21 protein-coding genes are annotated in these 22,329 nt (G+C 63.1%); 8 read left to right on the top strand and 13 right to left on the bottom strand.

The features are described 5' to 3' along the window. Window positions 1-71: 71 nt before the first annotated feature. Entirely contained in the window at window positions 72-749 is a 678-nt protein-coding gene (locus IC232_RS15495; protein ID WP_190845883.1) for a haloacid dehalogenase type II, read from the bottom strand. Window positions 750-918: 169 nt separating this feature from the next. Between IC232_RS15495 and IC232_RS15490 the strand changes: the two genes are divergently transcribed. The 3 genes from IC232_RS15490 to IC232_RS15480 all read left to right on the top strand — a co-directional run bounded on the left by IC232_RS15490 (window position 919) and on the right by IC232_RS15480 (window position 4,015). Further along, complete coding sequence (locus IC232_RS15490; RefSeq protein ID WP_190845882.1) at window positions 919-1,794, top strand: branched-chain amino acid aminotransferase; 876 nt, start codon at window positions 919-921, stop codon at window positions 1,792-1,794. A gap of 280 nt (window positions 1,795-2,074) precedes the next feature. Further along, window positions 2,075-2,794 (top strand): DUF1194 domain-containing protein, encoded by a 720-nt coding sequence (locus tag IC232_RS15485; protein ID WP_190845881.1) that lies wholly within the window; start codon window positions 2,075-2,077, stop codon window positions 2,792-2,794. Window positions 2,795-2,842: 48 nt separating this feature from the next. Beyond that, window positions 2,843-4,015, top strand: coding sequence for an adenylate/guanylate cyclase domain-containing protein (locus IC232_RS15480; RefSeq protein WP_190845880.1), 1,173 nt, complete (start codon window positions 2,843-2,845; stop codon window positions 4,013-4,015). On the opposite strand, the gene murJ is transcribed toward IC232_RS15480, so the two are convergent. Together murJ and IC232_RS15470 are read right to left on the bottom strand one after the other, a co-directional pair. After that, window positions 3,996-5,522, bottom strand: a complete 1,527-nt coding sequence (gene murJ, locus IC232_RS15475; RefSeq protein ID WP_190845879.1) for a murein biosynthesis integral membrane protein MurJ — start codon at window positions 5,520-5,522, stop codon at window positions 3,996-3,998. The two genes, IC232_RS15480 and murJ, sit on opposite strands and share 20 nt — an antisense overlap. A gap of 3 nt (window positions 5,523-5,525) precedes the next feature. After that, entirely contained in the window at window positions 5,526-6,512 is a 987-nt protein-coding gene (locus tag IC232_RS15470) for a glycosyltransferase family 2 protein (protein WP_190845878.1), read from the bottom strand. Between the two features lie 193 nt (window positions 6,513-6,705). Here IC232_RS15470 and IC232_RS15465 point away from each other — a divergent pair, with 193 nt between their 5' ends. Beyond that, entirely contained in the window at window positions 6,706-7,554 is an 849-nt protein-coding gene (locus IC232_RS15465; protein ID WP_190845877.1) for a ChbG/HpnK family deacetylase, read from the top strand. On the opposite strand, the gene IC232_RS15460 is transcribed toward IC232_RS15465, so the two are convergent. Then, window positions 7,551-7,949, bottom strand: a complete 399-nt coding sequence (locus IC232_RS15460; protein WP_190845876.1) for a lysozyme inhibitor LprI family protein — start codon at window positions 7,947-7,949, stop codon at window positions 7,551-7,553. The two genes, IC232_RS15465 and IC232_RS15460, sit on opposite strands and share 4 nt — an antisense overlap. A gap of 158 nt (window positions 7,950-8,107) precedes the next feature. Further along, on the bottom strand, window positions 8,108-8,707 hold the full coding sequence (locus IC232_RS15455; RefSeq protein WP_036359472.1) for a superoxide dismutase: 600 nt from the start codon (window positions 8,705-8,707) through the stop codon (window positions 8,108-8,110). 255 nt (window positions 8,708-8,962) lie between these two features. Here IC232_RS15455 and IC232_RS15450 point away from each other — a divergent pair, with 255 nt between their 5' ends. Continuing rightward, complete coding sequence (locus tag IC232_RS15450; RefSeq protein ID WP_190845875.1) at window positions 8,963-9,934, top strand: hypothetical protein; 972 nt, start codon at window positions 8,963-8,965, stop codon at window positions 9,932-9,934. Here IC232_RS15450 and IC232_RS15445 read toward each other — a convergent pair. From IC232_RS15445 to IC232_RS15425, 5 genes are all read right to left on the bottom strand, one after another. Continuing rightward, on the bottom strand, window positions 9,924-10,481 hold the full coding sequence (locus IC232_RS15445) for a hydrolase (RefSeq protein ID WP_190845874.1): 558 nt from the start codon (window positions 10,479-10,481) through the stop codon (window positions 9,924-9,926). The genes IC232_RS15450 and IC232_RS15445 overlap by 11 nt on opposite strands. 4 nt (window positions 10,482-10,485) lie before the next feature. Further along, window positions 10,486-12,744, bottom strand: coding sequence for a PAS domain-containing protein (locus IC232_RS15440; RefSeq protein WP_190845873.1), 2,259 nt, complete (start codon window positions 12,742-12,744; stop codon window positions 10,486-10,488). A 250-nt stretch (window positions 12,745-12,994) separates the two neighbouring features. After that, on the bottom strand, window positions 12,995-14,896 hold the full coding sequence (locus tag IC232_RS15435) for a PAS domain-containing protein (RefSeq protein ID WP_190845872.1): 1,902 nt from the start codon (window positions 14,894-14,896) through the stop codon (window positions 12,995-12,997). 47 nt (window positions 14,897-14,943) lie between these two features. Beyond that, the gene (locus tag IC232_RS15430; protein WP_190845871.1) at window positions 14,944-15,360 is read right to left on the bottom strand and encodes a PAS domain-containing protein; all 417 of its coding nucleotides are present in this window, start codon (window positions 15,358-15,360) and stop codon (window positions 14,944-14,946) included. 111 nt (window positions 15,361-15,471) lie between these two features. After that, on the bottom strand, window positions 15,472-17,583 hold the full coding sequence (locus IC232_RS15425; RefSeq protein WP_190845870.1) for a S9 family peptidase: 2,112 nt from the start codon (window positions 17,581-17,583) through the stop codon (window positions 15,472-15,474). Window positions 17,584-18,005: 422 nt separating this feature from the next. Here IC232_RS15425 and IC232_RS15420 point away from each other — a divergent pair, with 422 nt between their 5' ends. Next, on the top strand, window positions 18,006-18,440 hold the full coding sequence (locus IC232_RS15420) for a MucR family transcriptional regulator (protein WP_190845869.1): 435 nt from the start codon (window positions 18,006-18,008) through the stop codon (window positions 18,438-18,440). A gap of 46 nt (window positions 18,441-18,486) precedes the next feature. Here the strand turns inward: IC232_RS15420 and ftrA are convergent, their stop codons facing one another. Then, window positions 18,487-19,482, bottom strand: a complete 996-nt coding sequence (gene ftrA / locus IC232_RS15415) for a transcriptional regulator FtrA (protein ID WP_190845868.1) — start codon at window positions 19,480-19,482, stop codon at window positions 18,487-18,489. An 88-nt stretch (window positions 19,483-19,570) separates the two neighbouring features. Here ftrA and IC232_RS15410 point away from each other — a divergent pair, with 88 nt between their 5' ends. Beyond that, entirely contained in the window at window positions 19,571-20,005 is a 435-nt protein-coding gene (locus IC232_RS15410) for a rhodanese-like domain-containing protein (protein ID WP_190845867.1), read from the top strand. A 186-nt stretch (window positions 20,006-20,191) separates the two neighbouring features. Then, window positions 20,192-21,160 (top strand): DUF6456 domain-containing protein, encoded by a 969-nt coding sequence (locus IC232_RS15405; RefSeq protein WP_246812230.1) that lies wholly within the window; start codon window positions 20,192-20,194, stop codon window positions 21,158-21,160. A gap of 163 nt (window positions 21,161-21,323) precedes the next feature. Here IC232_RS15405 and IC232_RS15400 read toward each other — a convergent pair whose 3' ends face one another. Then, a complete protein-coding gene (locus IC232_RS15400) occupies window positions 21,324-21,779 on the bottom strand; it encodes a SufE family protein (RefSeq protein WP_246812229.1) in 456 nt (151 codons plus the stop codon). A 40-nt stretch (window positions 21,780-21,819) separates the two neighbouring features. Further along, window positions 21,820-22,143 (bottom strand): hypothetical protein, encoded by a 324-nt coding sequence (locus IC232_RS15395; protein WP_190845866.1) that lies wholly within the window; start codon window positions 22,141-22,143, stop codon window positions 21,820-21,822. Window positions 22,144-22,329: the final 186 nt, after the last annotated feature.

The raw sequence follows: 22,329 nt of genomic DNA, 5'->3' as shown, positions 1-22,329 counted from the left end.
CTCTTTCTGCAATGTTAGCGGTTATGGATTCCGGGCTCCGCTGCGCGGCCCCGGAATGACAGTGATTGTCGTCATATCAACCCATCGAGTGATGCGATGACTGCGCTAGGCGCAAGCTCCGCGTACTCGTCCGGCAGGCCGAGCCGGTTCACCCAGACTGGCGTGAACCCGAAGGCGGCGGCCCCTGCGATGTCCCAGCGGTTGGATGACACGAACACCACTTCGCTTGCAGAGACGGGCAGTGCTTTCAGCACGAGGTCGTAGCTGCGTGGGCTCGTCTTGAAGATTTGCACCGCGTCGACGGACAGAACCAAGTCGAGATCGCCGGCAAGGTTTGCCGAATCCACCGCCGCTCCGAGCATGCTTGGATCGCCGTTCGACAAGATACCCGTGCGCAGGCCGCGCATGCGCAAGGCTTGCAGTGTCCGCAGAACCTCCGGATAGGCATTGAGCGTGCGATAGGCTTCCAGCAGAAGCGGCCTCAACGAGCGGTCGATGTCCGGGAATCGCGCGAAGGCATAGTCCAGTGCCTGCTCGGTCAAAGTCCAGAATGGCTCGTAGCGGCCGGCCAGCGACAGCACCCAGGAATATTCGAGTTGCTTCGTGCGCCACACTTCCGAGAAGCGCGCCGCATCGGCCCCAACCTGGGCCATGTGGCGGCCGACGGCCGAATGCACGTCGAACAATGTTCCATAGGCGTCGAAGATCACGGCTTTCGCGTGGGTGGGGATGAGGTTGGGACTGGTCATGAGGGCCAGAGTTTCACCGGGTGCGGGCAATGGCAAGCCGGCCAATGATCAGCCCTTCTCATGAAACACATCACAAGACTTTATGGCTCAACCCGAGCCCGGCAATTGACGGTAGCCGGCGCAGGCGTTTCGATAGGGCAGAATTTCTGACCGATTAAGGATGGGACACGTGGCTTGGTATTCGCAAACCTGGAACTGGTTCAACGGCGCTTGGCATGAGGGCAATCCGCCCCTGATCGGGCCGCGCTCGCATGTGTCCTGGCTCGGCTCGTCCGTCTTCGACGGGGCCCGCGTCTTCGAAGGCGTGGCGCCCGATCTCGACCTTCACTGCGAGCGCGTGAACCGCTCGGCCCTCACAATCGGCTTGAAGCCCACCATGGAGCCACAGGCCATCTTTAATCTGGTCCGCGAGGGCGTGAAGAAGTTCGCGCCCGGCACGGCGCTCTATGTGAAGCCCATGTACTGGGGCGAGGCCGAGGGCTTGTCCACCATCGCGCCGGATCCGGAATCGACCCAGTTCTGCCTCTCCCTCTTCGAGGCGCCGATGCCGGTGCCGGGTGGCCTCTCCGTGATGAAGTCGAGCTTCCGCCGCCCCACGCTCGAATCCATGCCCACCGACTCGAAGGCCGGTGCCCTCTATCCCAACAACGCCCGGGTCATCCGCGAGGCGAAGGAGAAGGGCTTCGACAACGCGCTGGTCTGCGATGCCCTTGGCAACATCGCCGAGACAGCCACCTCCAATGTGTTCATGGCCAAGGACGGCGTGGTCCATACGCCGTATCCAAACGGCACGTTCCTCAATGGCATCACCCGCCAGCGCGTGATCCAGCTCCTGCGCGACGACGGTGTGCAGGTGGTCGAGAGCACCCTGCGCTACGAGGACTTCGCCAGCGCCGACGAGATATTCATCTCGGGCAACTATTCCAAGGTGATGCCGGTGCTGCGCATCGACTCCCGCGATCTCCAGCCCGGCCCGTTCTATCGCCGCGCCCGCGAACTCTACTGGGCCTTCGCTCACGACAAGGGAATTCTCAAGGCAGCTTGAGGTTAGTTCAGAAATCCGCGCTTTCCTGCCTCTACCCTCATCCTGAGGAGGATTGCGTGAGCAATCCGTCTCGAAGGATCATCCAGTGCTCTCTGGAACCTCCTTCGAGACGCAGACTTTGTCTGCTCCTCAGGATAAGGTTTGTGAAAGATGCGAGCGGCTCAAGCATCACTCTCAGGGATTGCCAGAGGTCCCAACAAACTTGTGATCGTCTGACAACGCACTTTCGTCTGCTTCACGCCCTACATGGCTCCAGCATTTCGCAATGCGGGAGCCCTCAATGCGGTTTATCCTGAAGAGCCTCGTGGCACTGAGTCTTCTGACTGCGCCTGCTGCTGCAGAATCCGTCGATCTGGAACTGGTCTTTGCCGCCGATGGGTCCGGCTCCATCGACAATGACGAGCTGCGCCTCCAGCGGCAGGGCTGGGCCGATGCGCTCACGAGCCCCGATGTGCTCACCGGCATCAAGGACGGCCCACTCGGGGCCATTGCGGTGGCCTTCATGGAATGGGGCGGGCCGAGCTCCCAGGTGCTGATCGTCGACTGGCACGTGATCCGCGACGAGGCGAGCGCGAGGGTGTTCGCTGACAAGCTCCTGAGCGCCCCGCGCGGCGCGACGGGCTACAACTCCATCTCCAACGCCATTGATTTCTCCATGCGCCTCGTGGAGGGCAACGCCCATGACAGCACGCGCAAGGTCATCGACGTCTCGGGCGACGGCCCGAACATGAATGGGCGCTCCCTGGAGCAGGTGAGGGCGGAGGCGCTGGCCAAGGGCTTCACCATCAACGCGCTCGCCATCCGCCGCCCCGGCAGCGGCCGTCCGGGTGGGCCCGGCGGGATGTCGCTGGAGGATTACTATGCGCAGAACGTCATCGGAGGTCCCGGCTCCTTCGTGGAGATCGCCGACGAGACGCAGCCCTTCGCGCTGGCCGCACGCCGCAAGCTGCTGACTGAGATCGCCGGCACGGGAGGCACAACGCGCCACGCCAGCCGCTAGATGGCGATGGCTTGAGGACAAGCTTGCCTGAGATGCTAGAGTGAAGCCATGGCGAATCTGGAAGACTGGATCATCGATCAGGGCCTGCACGGGTCCGACATGGCCTCACTGCTCTCTGGGGTTGCCGAGCGGCTGGTCGGCGAGGGCATTCCTCTGGTCCGGGCCTATATCGCTCTGCCGACCGTCAATCCGATGATCCGCGTCTATACACATCTGTGGACCCGATCTGCCGGCACGGTGGTGGAAGGAGTTTCACATGAACGCAATGCAGATGCATTCGAGGTGAGTCCCTTCGCCTACATGATGCGTACCGAGCAGGAGAACTGCCATTGGCGCCTCAATGGCGCGGACGCGGGCCTGTTTGGTGTCTTCGAGGATGTGAGAGCCTTAGGGGGCACAGATTACCTGGCGCGCCTCATCAGCTTCGGCAACACGACTGCGCCTGACCTTCGAGGGGTCGGGGCCGCCTTTTCGACCAGCCGCCCGGAGGGATTCCGGCCGGAGGAAATCGCTCGAATCGACGCACTCCTGCCGCTCCTGGGGCTCGCGGCCTACCGCATGACCTTGTTCGATCTCACCGTGACCATGCTCGACACCTATGTGGGCTTCTCGGCCGGCCGGCGCGTGCTGAGCGGAGCGATCCGGCGCGGCTCCGGCACGACCATCGAGGCGGCTTTGCTCTTTGCCGATCTTCGGGGCTTCACGACGCTTGCAGACACGGCGGGTCTCGATCTCATCGCCCGGCTCGACCGGCACCTGGAGGCCATGGCCGACCCGGTGGCGGAGCAGGGCGGCGAGGTGCTCAAGTTCCTCGGCGACGGCCTGCTTGCGGCGTTCCCGATCACTGAAGAGCGGTCGCACGAGAGCGCCTGCGCGGCGGCGATCCGGGCTGCCCAGGTGGCATTCGAGCGCAACGAGGCCGTCAACCGCGAGTATGAGACGCCGCTCGCCCTCGACATCGCGCTTCATTGCGGGGACGTGTTCTACGGCAATATTGGGGCCGCCGGACGCCTCGACTTCACGGTGATCGGGCCTGCCGTGAACGAGGCAAGCCGCATGGAGGCCCTGTGCAGCGCCTTGGATTGCGCGATCATCCTGTCCGACCGGGTGGCCTCCGTGAGCCCGGTGCCGGTTCGCCCTCTCGGGAGCCATCGCCTGCGGGGCATTGCGGCGGAGCGGGAGTTGTTCACTTTGGCGGACGTCAGCGTCTGGACAGCCTGACCCCGAGCACCTTCAGGCCCGCCAGCAGCATGCCGCCATAGAGGAGGGCGCCGGTCGTCCCGAGGATCGCAAGCAGGATCTCGCTGTTCCAGGCAGAGAACCGGGCGGTCCACTCCGACAAGGGAATCGGTGCGAACCAGGCGAAAGCCCCCAGCATCAGGCTTGCGACAGCAACGGCGGCGGCGGTGCGGCCCAAGGTGCCGCCCGGAGCCATCCAGTCCCGGCGCAGAGCGAGCAGGACGAGGAGCCCGAGATTGACCCAGATGCCGATGGCGGTGGCGAGCGCCAGCCCAACCACGCCGTAGGGTCCCGTCAGCACGATCTTCAACGCCACGTTGGCCGCTACCGCCGTGAGCGAGGCGATGAGCGGCGTCACGGTATCGGAGCGGGCATAGAAGCTTGCCACCGCCGAGCGGATGAGCACAGCCGGGGGTAGGCCTAAGGCATAGGCCGCGAGCACCGCGCCGGAACGCTCGGCGGCGGCGGCATCGAAGGCGCCACGCTGGAACAGGGCCGACATGATCAGATCGGGCATGGTGACGAAGGCCACCACGAAGGGCGCGGCGAGCGCCAGGGTCAGCCCGACGGCCCGGTTCTGAGCCCCGTGGGCCCCGGTAACATCTCCTGCGGCAATGCGGCGGCTCATCTCCGGCAGCAGCACGGTGCCGGCGGCGATGCCGATCACGCCGAGCGGCAGCTGGTAGATGCGGTCGGCATAATAGAGCGAGGCAACGGCGCCGGTGGGCAGGAAGGAGGCGATGATCGTGTCGGCGAACATGGCGAGCTGCACGCCCGCCGAGCCGATGACGGCCGGGCCCAGCACCTTGAAGAAGTGCTTCATGGCAGGATCGAAGCGTGGTGCCGCAATCGTCGGCGCGACACCCAAGCGCCGGGCCGCTGCCCAGACCAGCAGCAGTTCGAGCACGCCTGCTACAGTGACACCCCAGGCAGCCGCATAACCGGCATTCGGGAACAGGAACGCAACCGCCAGCGCCGCCACGATGGAGACATTGAGCAGCACGGGCGCGGCGGCAGCGGCTGCGAAGCGCTCATGCGCGTTGAGGATGCCTGACAGGATCGTCACCAGGGTGACGAAGAGGAGGTAAGGGAAGGTGATGCGGGTGAGCGTCACCGCCAAGTCGAATTTCTGCGGCTCGTCCGAGAACCCCGGTGCGAGCAGGCTCACCACTACCGGCATGCCCACGAGGGCGGCTGCCAGCAGCACGATCTGCACGATCAGCATCAGGGTGCTGATGCGGCTGGCAAACGAGCGGGCAGGGGCGGTGCCCTCCCGCTCGAGCACGCCCGCATAGGTGGGCAGGAAGGCGCTGTTGAAGGCGCCCTCGCTGAAGATGGCGCGGAAATGGTTGGGAATACGGGAGGCGACCACGAAAGCGTCGGCGATGGGGCCGACGCCCATGACGGCGGCCAGCACCACGTCGCGGATGAAGCCGGTGAGACGGGAGACGAGCGTCCATCCGCCCACGGAGAGAATTTTTCTGAACATCGATCAGGCCCGGCGCATGCGGTAACTATCGGGAACGAGATCGCTCGACACCTCCGCCGCACCGCCGATCCGTTCGGCCACCACATAGAGCGGCCGCCGCTTCACCTCGGCAAAGATGCGGCCGACATATTCGCCGACGATCCCAAGCGACATGAGCTGGATGCCGGAGAAGAACATGATCGACACGATCAGGCTCGGAAAGCCCGGGAGGTCGGTGCCGAACAGGAGCGTGCGAACCATGAAGAACAGGGCCGTGGCGATCGCCAGGAATGAAACCAGGAAGCCGATATAGGTCCAGATCCGCAGCGGCACGGTGGAGAAGGCAGCAATCCCGTCGAAGGCGAAGCGGAAGAGCTTCCTGAAGCTCCATTTGGTGGTGCCGAAGCGGCGCTCCTCCACCACGAAGGGCACGCCCGTGGCCTTGAAGCCGATCCAGGCATAGAGACCCTTCGAGAAGCGTGCCTTCTCGCCCAGGGTTCTGAGAACGTCGACCCCCTTCCGGTCGATGAGGCGGAAGTCGCCGGCGCCCTCGGGCAGGGGCATCTCGCCGAAGCGGGCGAAGAGTTTGTAGAAGGCCTGCGCGAAGCCGCGCTTCGCCCGGGTCTCATCCGAGCGGTCCGTGCGCTGGCCGTAGACCATGAGAAAACCCTCACGCCAGCGCTCCACAAAGGCTTCGATCATTTCCGGCGGGTGCTGGAGGTCGGCATCCATGATCACAACCGCATCGCCGCGGGCATGGTCGAGCCCGGCCGCGATGGCGATCTCCTTGCCGAAGTTGCGGCTGAAGGAGACGGCTCCGATCCGGGGCTCGGTGCGGCAGACGTCCCGGATGAGGTCCAGGGTGTCGTCCCGGCTGCCGTCATCCACGAAGATCACCTCCCACTCCTGGGTGATGCGGCTGAGGACCGGCAGCAGGCGCTCGCAGAGAGGCGCGATGTTGGCGCTCTCGTTGTGAACCGGGATAATGACGCTGAGCTTGGGCGACGCCACTGGAAGAACCCTTGATTGTTGGGCCGCATCAAGAGCCGAGTTTGCAGCTTTGCTCAAGAGCCTTCGTGCAATTTCGTAGCGGACCGAAGCGGATAGCTCGGCCTCTTATTGCCGCATGATCCCTCCAGAAAACCGGCTCCCACTTTTCCGGATCATGCTCTAGGGTGCGGCAAAGCCGATTTCAGGAACATTCATGAGCCTCTCCCACAACGTCATCCTTTGCGCCGATGATTTCGGCCTTGCCGATGGAGTGAGCCGGGGCATCGTCGAATTGGCGGAAATGGGCCGCCTCTCGGCTACCGGAGCCATGACCAACATGCCCGGCTGGCGGAGGGCTGCAGGCGATCTGAAGTCCCTGCAAGGCCGTCTTGCTGTGGGCCTTCACCTCAACCTCACGGCGGGATCACCCCTTGGCTCCATGCCGCAGCTTGCGCCGTCCGGTGTTTTGCCAGCCTTGAAGGACTTGCTGCCGAAGGCGCTGAAGCGACAGCTTCCGGCCGACGAAGTCACGCAGGAGATCGAGCGCCAACTCGACGCCTTCTTGGAGGTTCACGGCGAGCCGCCGGCCTTCGTGGACGGCCATCAGCACGTGCATGTTCTGCCGGTGATCAGGCAGGCCCTGATACAGGTTCTGCAGGAGAGGGGCTATGCCGGGCGCGTCTGGCTGCGCGATCCCTCCGATAAGATTGCTTCAATCCTGCGCCGCCCCATCGGCCGCCGCAAAGCCCTCATCGTGAAATCCTTGAGCCGCGGCTTCGCCAGAAGCGCGCAGGCCGCCGGATTTTGGGCGAACAAAGGCTTCTCGGGTTTTGCCCCACTCGATCTCTCCGTGCCGGCTGCCCTGGTATTCCGGGAGGCGTTCTCGAAGCTCGGATCTCACCCAGTCGTCATGTGTCATCCAGGCTATGTGGACGACGAGCTGCGGGCGCTCGACCCTGCGCTGGAGAGCAGAATGGCTGAGCTGGGTTACCTGAAGTCTGATGCATTTGAGGCAATGCTAGAAGAACGAGGGATCAGGCTCGCTCCCAATCTGGATCGCTAGTTCCTTTTACCAACCCAGCCTTTGCATGAGAGATCACCTTCCTCGCATGTCAGATGGTAGTCCAAATTCTTGGAGTGATCTTCAGTGAGTCCTGTCAAACATCCTGTGTAAATCATGGGGCGGACGGATCCGAGGCCACTGGTTTCGAATTCACACCACTTATCCCTGTAAGTGATCCAAGCCCTCTGCGCTTGGCGTAGTTTCACCTGATTTTCAGGGTCGAGCCGCTTCATGAGCTTTCCATAGCGTTCGTTCAGCGCCTTGTCCGCAGCCTCGAATCTATTGCCTGCGCAAGTGTTCATTTCCTCCTGGGTTATGCCTTCGCAGACATCCTCAGCCTTTGCGATGGAAAGGACGGAAAACATCGCGAGCAAAACAAAGGACAGGTAACGCATTGTGCTATCCCTGTAGGATCAGGTCGAAGGGGTTTTGCTGATATAAGATTGCAATTTTTACGGAGCGCAACGCAGAGATCAAACAAGCACTATCGTCTGCGCAGCCCCAAAACGAAACGGGCCTCCGAAGAGGCCCGTCTGACGTAGCGTCGTTGCGCTTACTTCGACGCCTGTTCAAACATCTCCTCGACATGCTCCCAGTTCACGAGATTGTCGAGGAAGGCCTTCACGTAGTCGGGGCGACGGTTACGGTAGTCGATGTAATAGGAATGCTCCCACACGTCGCAGCCGAGGATCGGCTGGGCGCCATGGACCAGCGGGTTTTCGCCGTTCGGGGTCTTCATGACGGTGATCTTGCCGTCCTTGAGCGCGAGCCAGGCCCAGCCCGAGCCGAACTGGCTGACGCCGGCCTGGATGAAGTCTTCCTTCATCTTGTCGACGGAGCCAAGATCCTCGACGATCTTCTTCTCGAGCTTGCCCGGCAGGGCGCCGCCCCCATTGGGCTTCATCCACATCCAGAAGTGGATGTGGTTGTAATGCTGTCCGGCATTGTTGAAGAGGGCCTGGTTCTTGCCGTAGGAGCCCTTCACGACCTCCTCGACGCTCTTGCCCTCGAATTCCGTGCCTTTCAGCAGATTGTTGCCGGTGTTGACGTAGGCCGCATGGTGCTTGTCGTGGTGAAACTCCAGGGTTTCCCGCGACATGTAGGGCTGCAGGGCGTCATAGGCATAAGGCAGTTCGGGCAGGGTGAACGACATCGGCGTCTCCTTTGGATTGAGCGACCCGGGGCATCGGACCCGAAAGTAGTGGCGACTTTGGGGTCGATCCGATGCCGGTCACTTGCGACCGCGCATCGCCGGATGCGCTTGAGCGTTAGTTAAAGCGCGAGGGGCCGAAGAGCAACGGCCAGGCTCCGGACTTTTTTCGGCTCAAGCTTCACAGCCGGTTGTCTTTTGCCTATAGAAGCATAGCTTTTCCGCAGTAATCTTTGGTTTGCGTATGATGGAGACGGCATGATCATCGCTCTTCTGACCCTCGCTCTTGCGATGATCCTCGGCGGGTTGCTGGCTGCCTTCTTCGGATGGGATATCGTTCTGGTCGAGCGCGGCTGGACGATGGTGATCGCAGGCAGCATCACGGCCGCAAGCGGCGCCCTGCTGCTCGGCATCGCGGCGGCGGTTTCCAAGCTGGCGAAGATCGAGAAGAGGCTCTTCGAGCGGCAGGCCCGTTCCGCAGGTGATGAGTTCGGCCTGGGCCATCGCGCGCCCGGAGCGCTTGCCGGTGCAGGGCTTGTCGGCGGTCTCGCGGCCGCAGAGGCGGCCGGTGCCTTCGAGGAGCGTACCGACGAGGACCGCGCGGACGAAAGCCAGTCGACCCTGCCCCTCTTCGAGGAGCAGGAGAGACCCGAGCAGGATGAGCCCCAGGACAAGCCCACGGTGTCGACCGCCGAGTGGCCTGAGCAAAGGGATGCCGCCCCTGTCATTCCATTCCCGCCGCGAACCACCCCGGTTGATTTGCATGCCCCGGATGAGCAGGAGCAGGACCTCAAGGTGCCGGATTTCCTCCTGGCCGACCGGCACCGCAACGATGAGGACGCGCATTTCGTCGCCGAACCGGGTCTCGATATCGATAGGCTTGAGCCGGAAGATGACGTTAAACCCGAGGGCCAGGATCGCGACCGGGGCGATGAGCCTCTAGAGGCCGTGTCGGACGTGGAGTCTGAGAGAGAGCCGCAGTGGGATCGCGAGCCTGCCGCCGCAGAGACCGATCAGGAAGCCTTTGCCGAGGACGAGGCATCGTCCGGCGAGGAGAGCCCGGCCACGATCATCGGCACCTACAATTCCGGCGACAACAAGTACGTCATGTTCTCGGATGGCTCGATCGAGGCTCTGACCCCGAGCGGCACCTTCCGCTTCCATTCTCTGGACGAGCTGAAGGAGTTCATCGCGGCCGGCGGCGAAGGCAACTCGTCGGCTAGTCTTTGAAGAGCGGAGCCAGGGCGAGGAAGCTGTCCGTCGCGGCCCGCTCCATCCATTCGAAAGCAACCATCTCCGTGGTCACCCAATGGCAGCCTGCATGCAGCAGTCGCGCGCAGGCGGCGCTGACGCTGTGAGGCGAGCGGCTCGACACCGCATCGGCCACCACGAAAACCTCGAAGCCTGACGTCTTGAACTCCAGGGCAGTCTGCAGCACGCAGATATGCGCCTCGGCTCCGCAGATCACGAGGTGATCCCGGCCGCTGCCCCGCATGGTTGCGATTCGCTCCGCAATCGAAGGCTCACGGACGGCCGAGAAGGTGGTCTTCGACAGGGTGACGGCCTCACTGGGGAGCGCCTCCGCCACCGCTGGGAGGGTAGCTCCCAGCCCCTTGGGGTATTGCTCCGTGACCGTGACGGGAACACCGAGCCGCCCGGCTGCTTCGAGCAGGATGGCCAGATTGCGCACAAGGCCTTCACCCTCGTGGATCGCGGGCATCAGGCGGGCCTGAACATCGACCACGACAAGGTGCGAGCGGCTTGCGTTCATCAGCATGGCGTCATTGATCCGGGTTGAAGATCGGCGGTGCGCCGGGGATCGGCAGGGTCATGGTGAAGCGAAGTCCCTCTTCGGGGAAGTTCATCCCGACATCCGCCTGCAACTGCGTTGCCAGCACTCTTTGCAGCAGGCGTGAGCCGAAGCCCTGGCGGGTAGGCGTGCTCACCCGCGGACCGCCATGCTCGGTCCAGGCAAAGTGCAGGATCGGCCGCTCCGCGCCGGGCTCCACGTGCCAGCGCACCTCCACCTGGCCGCCGAAGGTCGACAGGGCGCCATGCTTGGCAGCATTCGTGGTGAGCTCGTGAATGGCCATGCCGATGGGAACAGCTGCCTCCGAGGGCAGCTCCACGTGCGGCCCTTCGACGATGATGCGGTTGCGTGCTTCGTCCTCGTAGGGGCCGAGTTCCGTCTGGATCAGGTCCTCGAGGGCTGCCTTCTGCCACAGGTCCTCGGTGAGCAGGTTGTGGGTGCGGGCCAGCGACACGATGCGGCCGACGAAGCCCTGATAGAACTCGTCGATGCTGGATGCGGTGCGGGCGGTGGAGCCGACGATGGCCTGCACGGTGGCGAGCGTGTTCTTGACCCGGTGGTGCAGCTCACGGATCAGCAACTGCTGGCGATGCTCCGCCTGCTTATGCTTGGTGACATCGATGTTGACGCCGATGATCCGAGCCGGGCTGCTGTCCTGCCCGTAGAAGATCATCAGGCTGCCTTCGATGTGACGGAAGGAGCCATCCGGGAGCGGGATGCGATACGAGAAGGCCATCTCCCGATCGCTACGGCCAATTGCGTCCCGGAAGCTCTTCTCGAACGCATTCACATCGGCCGGGTGAATGCGGGAGGTCCAGCCTTCGTAAGTTCCCTCAAAACTGCCGGGCTCGATCCCGAACAGCTCTTCCTGTTCCGACATCCAGTTAATGGCGCCGCTGCTCACATCCCAATCGAAGACCCCGATCCGGGCGGCGCGTTGAGCCAGGGCGAGCCGCTCCTCGCTCTTGCGCAGGGCTGCTTCGGTTTCCTTGAGGTTGTGGATGTTGATGCTCGTTCCGATCTTGCTCTTGAACTCGCCATTGGAGTCATAGAGCGAGCCGACCCGGACGATGTGCCAGTGATAGGTGCCGTCGATCGAGCGATAACGCATCTCGGCTTCCATCACGTCGTCGGTCGCGTTCTTGGCATCCTGCTTGATGGCGGCGAGGTCCTCGGGATGGACGATCGACAGCCAGCCGTGGCCCAGGGTCTGTTCGCGCGACAGCCCTGAGAATTCGAACCAGGTCTGCTCGTTCACGTAATAGACGAGTTCGAGCTCCGGCGTGGCGATCCATGCAAATCCGGGAAGCGCCTCGGTAAAGGTCCGGAAGCGATACTCGGTATCATGCAGGGTGCGTTCGGCACGCATCATCTCGACCGCCGTCCAGGTGCGCCCAGCCACATCCTCAACCAATGCCACGTCATCCTCCGACCAAGAGCGCGGCGTGGACGAGATCACATAGAGGATGGCCGTGATGTGGCCTTCCTTGAGCAGCGGGACGGTGAGAACGGCCCGGGCGTTGATGGTGCTGTAGAAGTTCTGGAGGGCAGGGCTTCCCGTTCGCGGGTCGGCGGCAATATCCTCGATGGTCAGGGTCTGCCCCACCTTCGAATCGTCGATCATGCCATGGAGAAATTCCTGCAGGCGGTAGGCCCGGCCTTCGTTGCTGATCGCACCTCGCGACCATTCCCGCTCGACGAGCACCACGCCGCGGCCATCGTCCACCTCGCCATAGCCGACGCAATCCACCTTCAGGAGCTGACCGATGCTCTGGGCGGTCGCTTCCATGGCGGCGAAAGGATCCCTGAAGCTCCGAAGCTGCTCATTCAGCTTCAGGAGGTAATCCTGGCGGCGCCTCGCATCGTTGAGCTCTTCCTTGACGCGCTCACGCTCCGTGACGTCCTGCGTCACACCGACCAGACGAACCGGTTTGCCATCCTCGAAAATCGGCGTGCCCCTGACGAGGAGGCGGCCGATATAGCCATCGGGGCGAACGATCCGATGCTCCACATTAAAATCGGACCGGGTCGCCAGCGCGTAGGTGACCGCCTGGTTGATGCGCTCGACATCGCCCGGATGCTGCAGCTTCTTCAGCTTCTCGAACGTCAGAGGCTCATCGGCAGGCAGTCCGAGATGGGCTCTGCAGATCGGATTGGCCGTCATCTTGTTCGTTACGAGGTCACGCTCCCATGATCCCATGCGACCGATCTCAAGCGCCAGACGCAGCATGGCGCTGTTCCCGCGTGACTCCGACCCGCTGATGTCTCGGCCCTTTTCCTGTTGGTTCGGCTGCCGTTCGCCTTGCGGCGCAACGGCTTTTGGAAAAGGAGGTACGTCGACCCTGTTGATCATGAACAATGCTCTGGAGCTGCGTCTGCTGCTTTCTAAGCATTTCTGGAGGCTACGTCACCTCATGCCGTAAAGTCATGCTGACAGGGCGGCAATAGATCATAGGAGGGAGCAACTATTAAACAGAAGGTTAATTCTCAGCGCGATCCGGATTGAAAATGGGCGGCTCGCCTGGAATGACCATGGTCATGGTGAAGTGCAGGCCGTCCTCGGGAAAAGCCATCTGCACCTCGGCCTGCAACTGCGTTGCCAGCACTCTTTGCAGCAGGCGTGAGCCGAAGCCCTGGCGGGTAGGCGTGCTCACCCGCGGACCGCCATGCTCGGTCCAGGCAAAGTGCAGGATCGGCCGCTCCGCGCCGGGCTCCACGTGCCAGCGCACCTCCACCTGGCCGCCGAAGGTCGACAGGGCGCCATGCTTGGCAGCATTCGTGGTGAGCTCGTGAATGGCCATGCCGATGGGAACAGCTGCCTCCGAGGGCAGCTCCACGTGCGGCCCTTCGACGATGATGCGGTTGCGTGCTTCGTCCTCGTAGGGGCCGAGTTCCGTCTGGATCAGGTCCTCGAGGGCTGCCTTCTGCCACAGGTCCTCGGTGAGCAGGTTGTGGGTGCGGGCCAGCGACACGATGCGGCCGACGAAGCCCTGATAGAACTCGTCGATGCTGGATGCGGTGCGGGCGGTGGAGCCGACGATGGCCTGCACGGTGGCGAGCGTGTTCTTGACCCGGTGGTGCAGCTCACGGATCAAGAGCTCCTGACGCTCCTCCGCCTGCTTACGGTCGGTGATGTCCTGAACGACGCCCGTCATGCCGCTCGGGGTGCCGTCTTGATCGTACATAACCTGGCCTTGAGCGGCGACCCAAACCTGAACGTTGTCATTCAGGCGTCGGACCCTGAGTTCCGTGCTGAATTGAGCCTTGTTTTGGAAAGCACTCATCTTGGATTCGATCATCCGCGGCAGATCGGATGGATGGATCTGCCTCGCCAACTCCTCTTTCGTGGTCGATCCGCGCGGAAGGCCGAATATTTCGGCAGCCCTGTCCGAGAGGGTGAACACATCCGTGGCCATATCCCAGCTCCAGTCGCCGACTCTGGCGGCCTGAAGGGCGATGCGGAGCTGCTCCTCACTTTTTTTGAGCGCCTCTTCCGTCACTTTCAGGTCATGGATGTCGACGCTGGTGCCGACCCATCTCTTGAACTCCCCGTTTTCGAAATGAATCGGAGCGCCCTGGATCAGATGCCAGCGGTAATGACCCTCGTGCGATCTGTATCTTGCTTCCGTCGTATAGGGCGTATGCAGGGTGACGACCGGCACCAGCTCCTCGCTCATCCTTGCCATGTCGTCAGGATGAATGGCCCGCGTCCAGCTGTGGCCGAGCGCCTCTTCGCGGGGAAGGCCCGAATAGGTGACCCAGCGCTCGTTCGTGTAGAGCAGCTCGGTCTTTGGATTGAGAATCCAGACCAGTGCCGGCAGTGACTCCGCGATCAGCCGGAACCGCGCATCGGTTTCCCGCAGGTCCCTCTCGGCCCGAGCCTTCTCCACAGCCGTCCATGTCCGCTCGGCAACGTCCTCGACGAGGGACAATTCGTCTCCGAACCAGGCACGCGGCTGGGACGTGTGCATGTAGAGCACGGCCGTCAGCGCCTGGTTCTTGAGCAGGGGCACCGCCAGAGCCGCGCGGGCATTGATCGTGCTGTAGGCTGTCTGTACGTCGGGGTTGTTCGCGCGCGGGTCGGTCCTGATATCTTCGACGAAGATCGGCCTGCCTTGCTTGAGTTCCGCCATCATGGTGGGAAGGAAGTCGTAGAGACGGTAGGCTCGTCCCTCGTTGCCGATGGCCCCGTTCGACCATTCGCGCTCCACCAGGATGATGCCTCGCTCCTCATCGACCTCACCATACCCGGCACAATCCACCTTGAGGAAACGCCCGAGGCTTTTGGCCGTGGCCTCCATGATGGCATCGGGATCCTCGAGACTGCGCAACTGATCCTTCAGGGTCAGGAGGAATTCCTGACGGCGCTGCGCCGAATTCATATCCTCCTTGGCTTGCTCACGGGCCGTCACATCCTGGATGATCCCGATCAGGCGAACGGGTTCCTCGCCCTCGAAGATCGCGCCTCCCGGACGAGAACGCGTCCGATGCGGCCATCGGGACGGATCACCCGGTGTTCGACATTGAAGTCCGTTTTCGTCTTGAGTGCGAAGACGATAGCCTGGTTCATCCGGTCCAGATCGCCGGGATGGATGAGCTTCTGGACCTCCTCGGAGTTCAGGGAGGCATCCAGCGGCAGGCCCAGGGTCGCCTTGAAGGTCGCAGTCCCTGTGACCTCTCCGGTCCTGAGATCGCGCTCCCAGGACCCGACCTTGCCGATGTCGAGCGCCATCCGCAGCTTGCCGTTGCTCAGGCGCAGGGCATCCTCCGACTCACGCAGGCGGCGTTCCAGATCGTCAAGGCGCTGCCTGTCGCTGTCTTCATAGGAAGCGACATCGGCGGCCATGTCTGAAGGGCGCCTTTCGATCATCGACGCATACTCGCGAAATCCCTGGTGTCTCCCGGCTGCCTCAAGCGGAGCGGCAGGATACGCTACAACGAGACATAGGGCTCCGCGTCAGCTCTGAAACCCCCCGATGCACTTCAGCGCGAAGGTATAAGCAAGGGCGACCTCCTCGAGGCGGTCGAAGCGGCCGGCGGCGCCCGCATGCCCGGCCTCCATGTTGAGCTTGAACAGGATCGGACCGCCGCCCGTCATGGTGGCCCGCAGCCGCGCCACCCACTTCGCCGGCTCCCAATAGGTGACCCGCGGGTCTGTGAGGCCTGCTAGCGCCAGGATCGCCGGATAGGCCTGGGGCTTCACATTGTCGTAGGGCGAGTAGGACAGGATTGTGCGGAAGGCGGCTTCGTCCGCAGCCGGGTTGCCCCACTCGGGCCATTCCGGCGGGGTGAGGGGCAATTCGCTGTCGAGCATGGTGTTGAGCACGTCGACGAAGGGCACCTCGGCGATGATCCCGGCAAAGAGGTCCGGCGCCAGATTGGCCACCGCACCCATGAGCATGCCGCCGGCACTGCCGCCATGGGCGACGACGCGGCCGCGGGAGGTGTAGCCCGCTTCGACCAGGGCCTCGCCGCAGGCGATGAAATCGGTGAACGTGTTGGGCTTCTTCTCGCGCTTGCCGTCCATGTACCAGCGCCAGCCCTTTTCCGTCCCGCCGCGGATATGCGCGATGGCGTACACGAAGCCCCGGTCGACGAGAGACAGGATCCCGGTGCGAAAGCCCGCCGGCATGGACATGCCGTAGGAGCCATAGCCATAGAGCAGGCAGGGTGCGGATCCGTCGAGAGCGACCTCGCGCCGATGAACAATGGAGACCGGCACCTGCTCTCCGTCGGGAGCAGTCGCAAACAAGCGGCGGGTCACATAATCGGCAGGGTTATGCCCGCTCGGCACCTCCTGGCGCTTGCGTAAGGTGCGCTCCCCGGTGCGCAGGTTGTAGTCGGTCACCTCGCTCGGCGTCGTCATCGACGAGTAGTGATAGCGGATCACGTCTGTGTCGAACTCGTAGCCCGCCGAGAAGCCCAGCGAGTAAGCCTCCTCGTCGAAGGCGACGCTTTCCTCAGCTCCTGTTGCGAACTCCCGCAGCACGATGCGGGGATTCGCGTCTTCCCGCTCAAGGCGCACGAGATAACGGGCGAGCGCCACGTGGGAGAGGATCATCGTCCCCGGGCGGTAGGGCACCATATCGCGCCAGTGCTCGCGCCCCGGTGTTGCAACGGGAGCCTTGACGATCTTGAAGTCCTCCGACCCGTCCGCATTGGTCAGGATGATGAGATCGTCCCCGTGGTGCTCCACGTCGTATTTCAGCTGCGGCGTGCGCGGCTCGACGACCCGCGGTGCGGCCGAGGGATCGGCCCGGTCGAGGAGCCAGACCTCCGAGGTTTCGTGGTCGCTCGCCTCGATGAGCACGAATGCGTCCGACTGGGTGGTGCCGAGCTTCACGAAGAAGCCGGGATCCTTCTCCTCATAGACGACCTGATCCTGATCAGGGCCGGTGCCGAGGCGATGAAGTTTGACCCGGACCGGACGGTGGTTCTCGTCGAGTTCGACGTAATAGAAGCTCGACGAATCGTTGAGCCACACGGCGCCGCCGGAGGTTTGGGGAACCGCGTCGGGCAGGTCGCCGCCGCTCTCGAGGTCACGGACGCGAAGCGTGAAGTATTCCGAGCCCTTGATGTCGGCCCCCCAGGCCAGGAGCCGGTGATCGGGTGAGTGATCCGCTCCGCCTAGATCGAAGAAGGGATGGCCCTCGGCCTCCCTGTCGCCGTCCAGCATGATGGCCTCAGGCCCACCGTCGCGGGGCTGGCGGCAGACCAGCGGGTGCTGTCCGCCCTCCCGGTAGCGGGTGAAATAGGCATAAGGACCGTCAGGCTCGGGGACCGAGGAATCGTCCTCCTTGATACGTCCGCGCATCTCGGCCACGAGGCGGGCCTGGAACTCTTCCGTGCCGGCGAAGGCTGCTGCCGCGTAGGCATTCTCCTGTTCCAGGCAGGCCCGGATTTCCGGATCGAGGACGGATGGATCCTTGAGAACCTCCTTCCAGTTCTCCGCCTTCAGCCAGGCATAATCGTCCCGGACCTCGGCCCCATGCATCTCGAAGACATGCGGTTTTGCGGAAATCGACGGCGCAGCAGGCAAGGGATGGAAGGGGAGGCGCTCGGGTTTCATGAAATCTTCCGGTGGGGATATCGGGCAGGGATTATGCACAGATAACTCTGATTTCCCACGCAGGGTCCAAATCGGGCGTGGTGGGCGCCCTAATGTTCTAATGAAGTCCCTTCTTAATTACTTCTTCGGCTCCAAAGCATGAAATTCACATGATCGCGAGCCTAACCTATGGACCGAGGCATTAACTTTTGCTCCAGGGTTTATTGCACAGTGCAAGATGATACGAAGTTTTCCAAAGTTTTCCTTTTGAACATCTTGCATTGAGGCTGAATTTGCCATACTTGGACGAGCAAGCACGATTTCTGTGCAAGTACGGTGCGGTTCTAGGAACAAGCAAGCATTGCTTCAGACGAGAATGCTCAAAGATAGGTTGAAAAGCTTTTTTGAGCTGTTCTAAAGAGCCGGAAAGGAAGAAAATCAAAATGAGCGACAACATCGCTGCTTCGAACTACATTGAGCTGGCTGCCGACATCGTTTCTGCCTATGTCAGCAATAATTCTGTTCCTACATCCGATCTTCCGACTCTGATCAATGAGGTCCATACGGCTCTTCTTCGTGTCGGGGGCGGCACGGTGGAGATCCCGGTCGAGGCGCCCAAGCCGGCGATCCCGGTGAAGAAGTCCGTGACCCCGGATTACATCGTCTGCCTTGAGGACGGAAAGAAGTTCAAGTCGCTGAAGCGCCATCTGCGCACGCAGTACAATATGACCCCCGAGCAATACCGCGAGAAGTGGGGCCTACCCGTCGATTACCCGATGGTGGCTCCCAACTACGCGAAGGCCCGCTCCGAGCTCGCCAAGGAAATGGGCCTCGGCCAGCAGCGCCGGAAGCGCCGCTCCTCGCGCAGCGCCAGCTGAGCGACAATCATTCGTTGAAATCAGCCGCCCCCTGGGGCGGCTTTTTTCATTCCGGAGCTCTGCCGAGAGTGTGGGTGATCTTCGCCTCCTGTGCGAAGCGCCTTCGATACGCCGCCGGACTGGCGCCGAGCCGCGACCGGAAGTGGTGGCGCAGCGTTGCCGCGGAGCCGAAGCCGGTGGCGCCGGCAATATCCTCGATCGAGTTTCCGGTCGTCTCCAGCAATTCGCGAGCGCGGATCAGACGCTCCCCCAGCAACCATTCGCCCGGCGGCAGGCCCGTTGCGGCCTTGAAACGGCGCAGGAACGTTCGCGGGCTCATGCCTGCCTCCGCGGCCAGCCTGTCGATGGGCTGCTCTTCGCCGAGCCGCTGCCGCATGCGGTCGAACAGGGGAGCGAATCTTGCCCCTTCCCGTGCCGGCGGAACGGGGCGCTCGATAAACTGCGCCTGGCCGCCTTCGCGATGCGGCGGCACCACGAGGCGGCGGGCGAGCCGGTTGGCGATCTCGGGGCCGAAATCATTGCGCACCACATGCAGGCATAGATCGATCCCGGCAGCGCTGCCGGCGGATGTGAGCAGCCGGCCTTCATCCACGTAGAGAACGTCCGGCTCAACCTTGATCTCGGGATAGGCCGCCGAGAGCTGTTCCACATAATGCCAGTGGGTCGTCGCGCGACGACCCGACAGGAGACCGGTGGCTGCCAGCGCAAAGACGCCGGAGCAGATCGACATCAGCCGTGCACCGCGCGCGTGCGCCCGCCTCAAAGCCTCCACGAGCGCTGCCGGAACCAGCTCGCCGGAGGCTCCACGCCAGCCGGGAATCACGATGGTGTCCGCCTGCTCCAGAAGCTCAAGGCCGCCATCGGCCATGATCTGGAAGCCGCCGATGGCGCGCAAAGGACCGGGCTCGATGGCGCAGACGGCGAAGCGGTACCAGTCCGGTCCCATCTCCGGACGGGGCAATCCAAAGATCTCGACCGCAATGCCGAACTCGAAGGTGCTCAGGCGATCATAGGCGAGGGCGACGACGAGGCGGTTTGGCATGATGTTTACGTCTGTTGGCGGGAGCGCCACTTTTCACCATGACGCCTGTGCGGAACTCTGGCCATGGCTTTTCCACAAGGAGGATCTCATGCCAGCCAGTTCCGTTGCGGCCATTCCCGCTGCCGCACCCGGCATCGCACAGGCGCATTTCGCCGCCCGACTTTCACTGGAGACCGACTGCTCCGATGTGCATGACGCGTTCGTGAGCGGCCAAGCCGACTTCGTTCTCCTCGACGTGCGCGGGCCCAAGGCCTATGCCCGCAGCCATGTGCCGGGCGCCCTCAACCTTCCGCATCGGGAGATCACGCCGGAGCGTATGTCCGCCTGGCCCGACTCGACGCTGTTCGTGGTCTATTGCGCGGGCCCTCATTGCAACGGCGCCGACAAGGCCGCGCTGCGTCTGGCGCAGCTCGGACGCCCGGTGAAGTTGATGCTCGGCGGAATGACGGGCTGGGCCGACGAGGGATTTCCCTTCGCGGACGGGGCTGAGCCAGGGTCGCTCAAGGTCTTGTCCGCAGCGTAAACGGGCGTGATCCCTCGCTGGAAAATGCGGGGGATCATTGCGGCCTTTGTGCGGGCGACTCCGGCGCTGTCCGAGTTATCCTCAGTCTTATCAACAGTTTTGAATCGCGTTGACAACTAGGAATATGCCCCCACTATCGAAGGAGGAAGGGGTACCCCGTCCTTACTTTATTTATGGGAACAAAACATGAACATTGAAGACGGCGATGCGGTTCATCAAAGTATTGCCGCAGCAGACTTTTCAGCGCCGGAGAAGGCCGGCTCGAAGAGGCGGAAAGGACATGCAAAGAACAGGACAGCGCCAGTCGCTGGACAACCGGCGGGCGATTCCCTGACCCAGGAGGCGAGGCGCCTGCTCGGAGCGCTGGGCCAGCCGGAGACCTGGGCGTTCATCGATCCGACGGACCCGTCGAGCGTGCTTATTCACAGGCGCCGCGGCGGCGTCTCGGTCGGGGCAGGGCGCGTCGCGGCGACGGCCGCGGACGCCCTCGTGCGCGAGGATCTCGCCTGCTGGCAGCAAACGGGTCCTAGCCGCCGAACCCTGCAACTGACCTCGGCTGGTGAAGCCCATCGGCGACGCATCTCGTCGCCCGATGCGGACCTCGCTTTCCTGCATCAGCATCGCGAGACGGAGGCCGCGACGGTCGAGACCGCCACGGGCCCAACGCGCGTGCGGATCGACACGGAGGAGAGCCCCCTCGATTGGCTGCGCCGGCGCCGGGATCGCAACGGCGAACCGATGATCGACGAGACGGCCTTCCAGGCGGGAGAGCGGCTTCGCACCGACATCATGCTCGCCGGTCTCCTGCCCGGCGTGACGGCGCGCTGGGACGCGATGCCGAGGACCGGCGGCCCTGCCTCTCCGGGCGAGGCCACGGACCGGATGGTTGCGGCCCGCCAGCGGCTCCGTCACGCGTTCGACGCCATCGGGGGCGACTTCAGCGACCTGCTGCTCGACCTCTGCGGATTCCTCAAAGGGCTGGAGCAGATCGAGCGGGAGCGGCAATGGCCCGCGCGTTCCGCCAAGGTGGTGATCCGCCTCGCGCTGGGGCGCCTCGCGGAGCATTATGGCATCGAGTCGGAAGCACGCGGACCGGCGGCCTCGCGCGGCATTCGCACATGGCAGGCAGTGGTGATCGAGGGCGGACGGATGTGAGGGCAAGCAGCCCTTATTGTCGTCATGGCCGGACTTGTTCCGGCCATCCACGTCTTCGATCGCTTGTGTCTCTCTCACCTCCTCAGGAGGAGGTCAGTCGAATGAAACGCAACGAAGACGTGGATCCCCGGATTCAAGTCCGGGGATGACGTGAAAGGTGTAACTACGACGCAGCCAGCGCCATCTGCGCGTCGCGGCGGATGCGCTCAACCATGGATCTGACGCCGTTCGACCGTTGCGGCGTCAGATGCTCGGACAGGCCGAGCTCCTTGAACAGGCCAAGCGCATCCGTGGAGAGCGCCTCGGATGCGGTCTTGCCGTCGTAGAGGGAGATCAGGAGCGCCACGAGTCCGCGCACGATATGGGCATCGCTGTCGCCGAGCAGGTGCAGAACCGGCTGGCTGCCGGAGGATTTCACATCCGTCTGGAGCCACACCTGGCTGGCGCAGCCCTGCACCTTGTTGACGTCGCTATGGGCGTCGTCCGGCAGCGGCTCCATCATCCGGCCGAGTTCGATGAGGTAGCGATAGCGCTCTTCCCAGTCGTCGAGCAGCTCGAAGTTGGAAACGATTTCGTCGATGGTCGGCAGCATGGAAAACCTGTGATGTCTGCCGCTCATATAAACATCGGGCTGCCCTTTGGCGACGGGTGCGGTGATTTTAGGTACGCGGCTTCGGTGCGGCCAGCGCGCGGTCCTCCGGCTTCAGGGTATCGGCCGGCTTGGCGGCGTCCGCGACGGGTAAGCCCGACGAGGTCAGGATCTTGTCGACCACGGCCTGCTTGGCGCTGTCGGGCAGGGCCTTCCAGACTGTCTCCAGGTGGCCCGGACCTTCCGGTGCTGTCGACGGAGGAGGGGCGGCCGGCGCGCTGGCCTTCGGCGTGAACAGCGCCTCGAGGGCAGCCGTGCCTTCGCCTTGCTGGCGGACCGGCGAGTAGTAGAAAATCGCGCCGACGATCACAATGAAACGGAGAATGGACAACATGGGTGGTGACTGGATGGCCTGAAGCGAACAATGATGCAGCACCATACCGGACCCGGTGCTTTCCGCGTAGGTGTGTCATGGGAAACCTGCAAACAGGATGAATGAAACCTTGCTGCTCTTCGCCAACGCCAAGTTGTTGTGACTTCAACAGAAAATTCGCACGATCTTCGCTGCTCCGCGGCCCGC

It is taken from the genome of Microvirga sp. (assembly GCF_014699075.1).
Taxonomy (GTDB): domain Bacteria; phylum Pseudomonadota; class Alphaproteobacteria; order Rhizobiales; family Beijerinckiaceae; genus Microvirga.
Note: the sequence above shows the minus strand (reverse complement) of the source record. Positions and strands in the feature narration are given on the sequence as shown.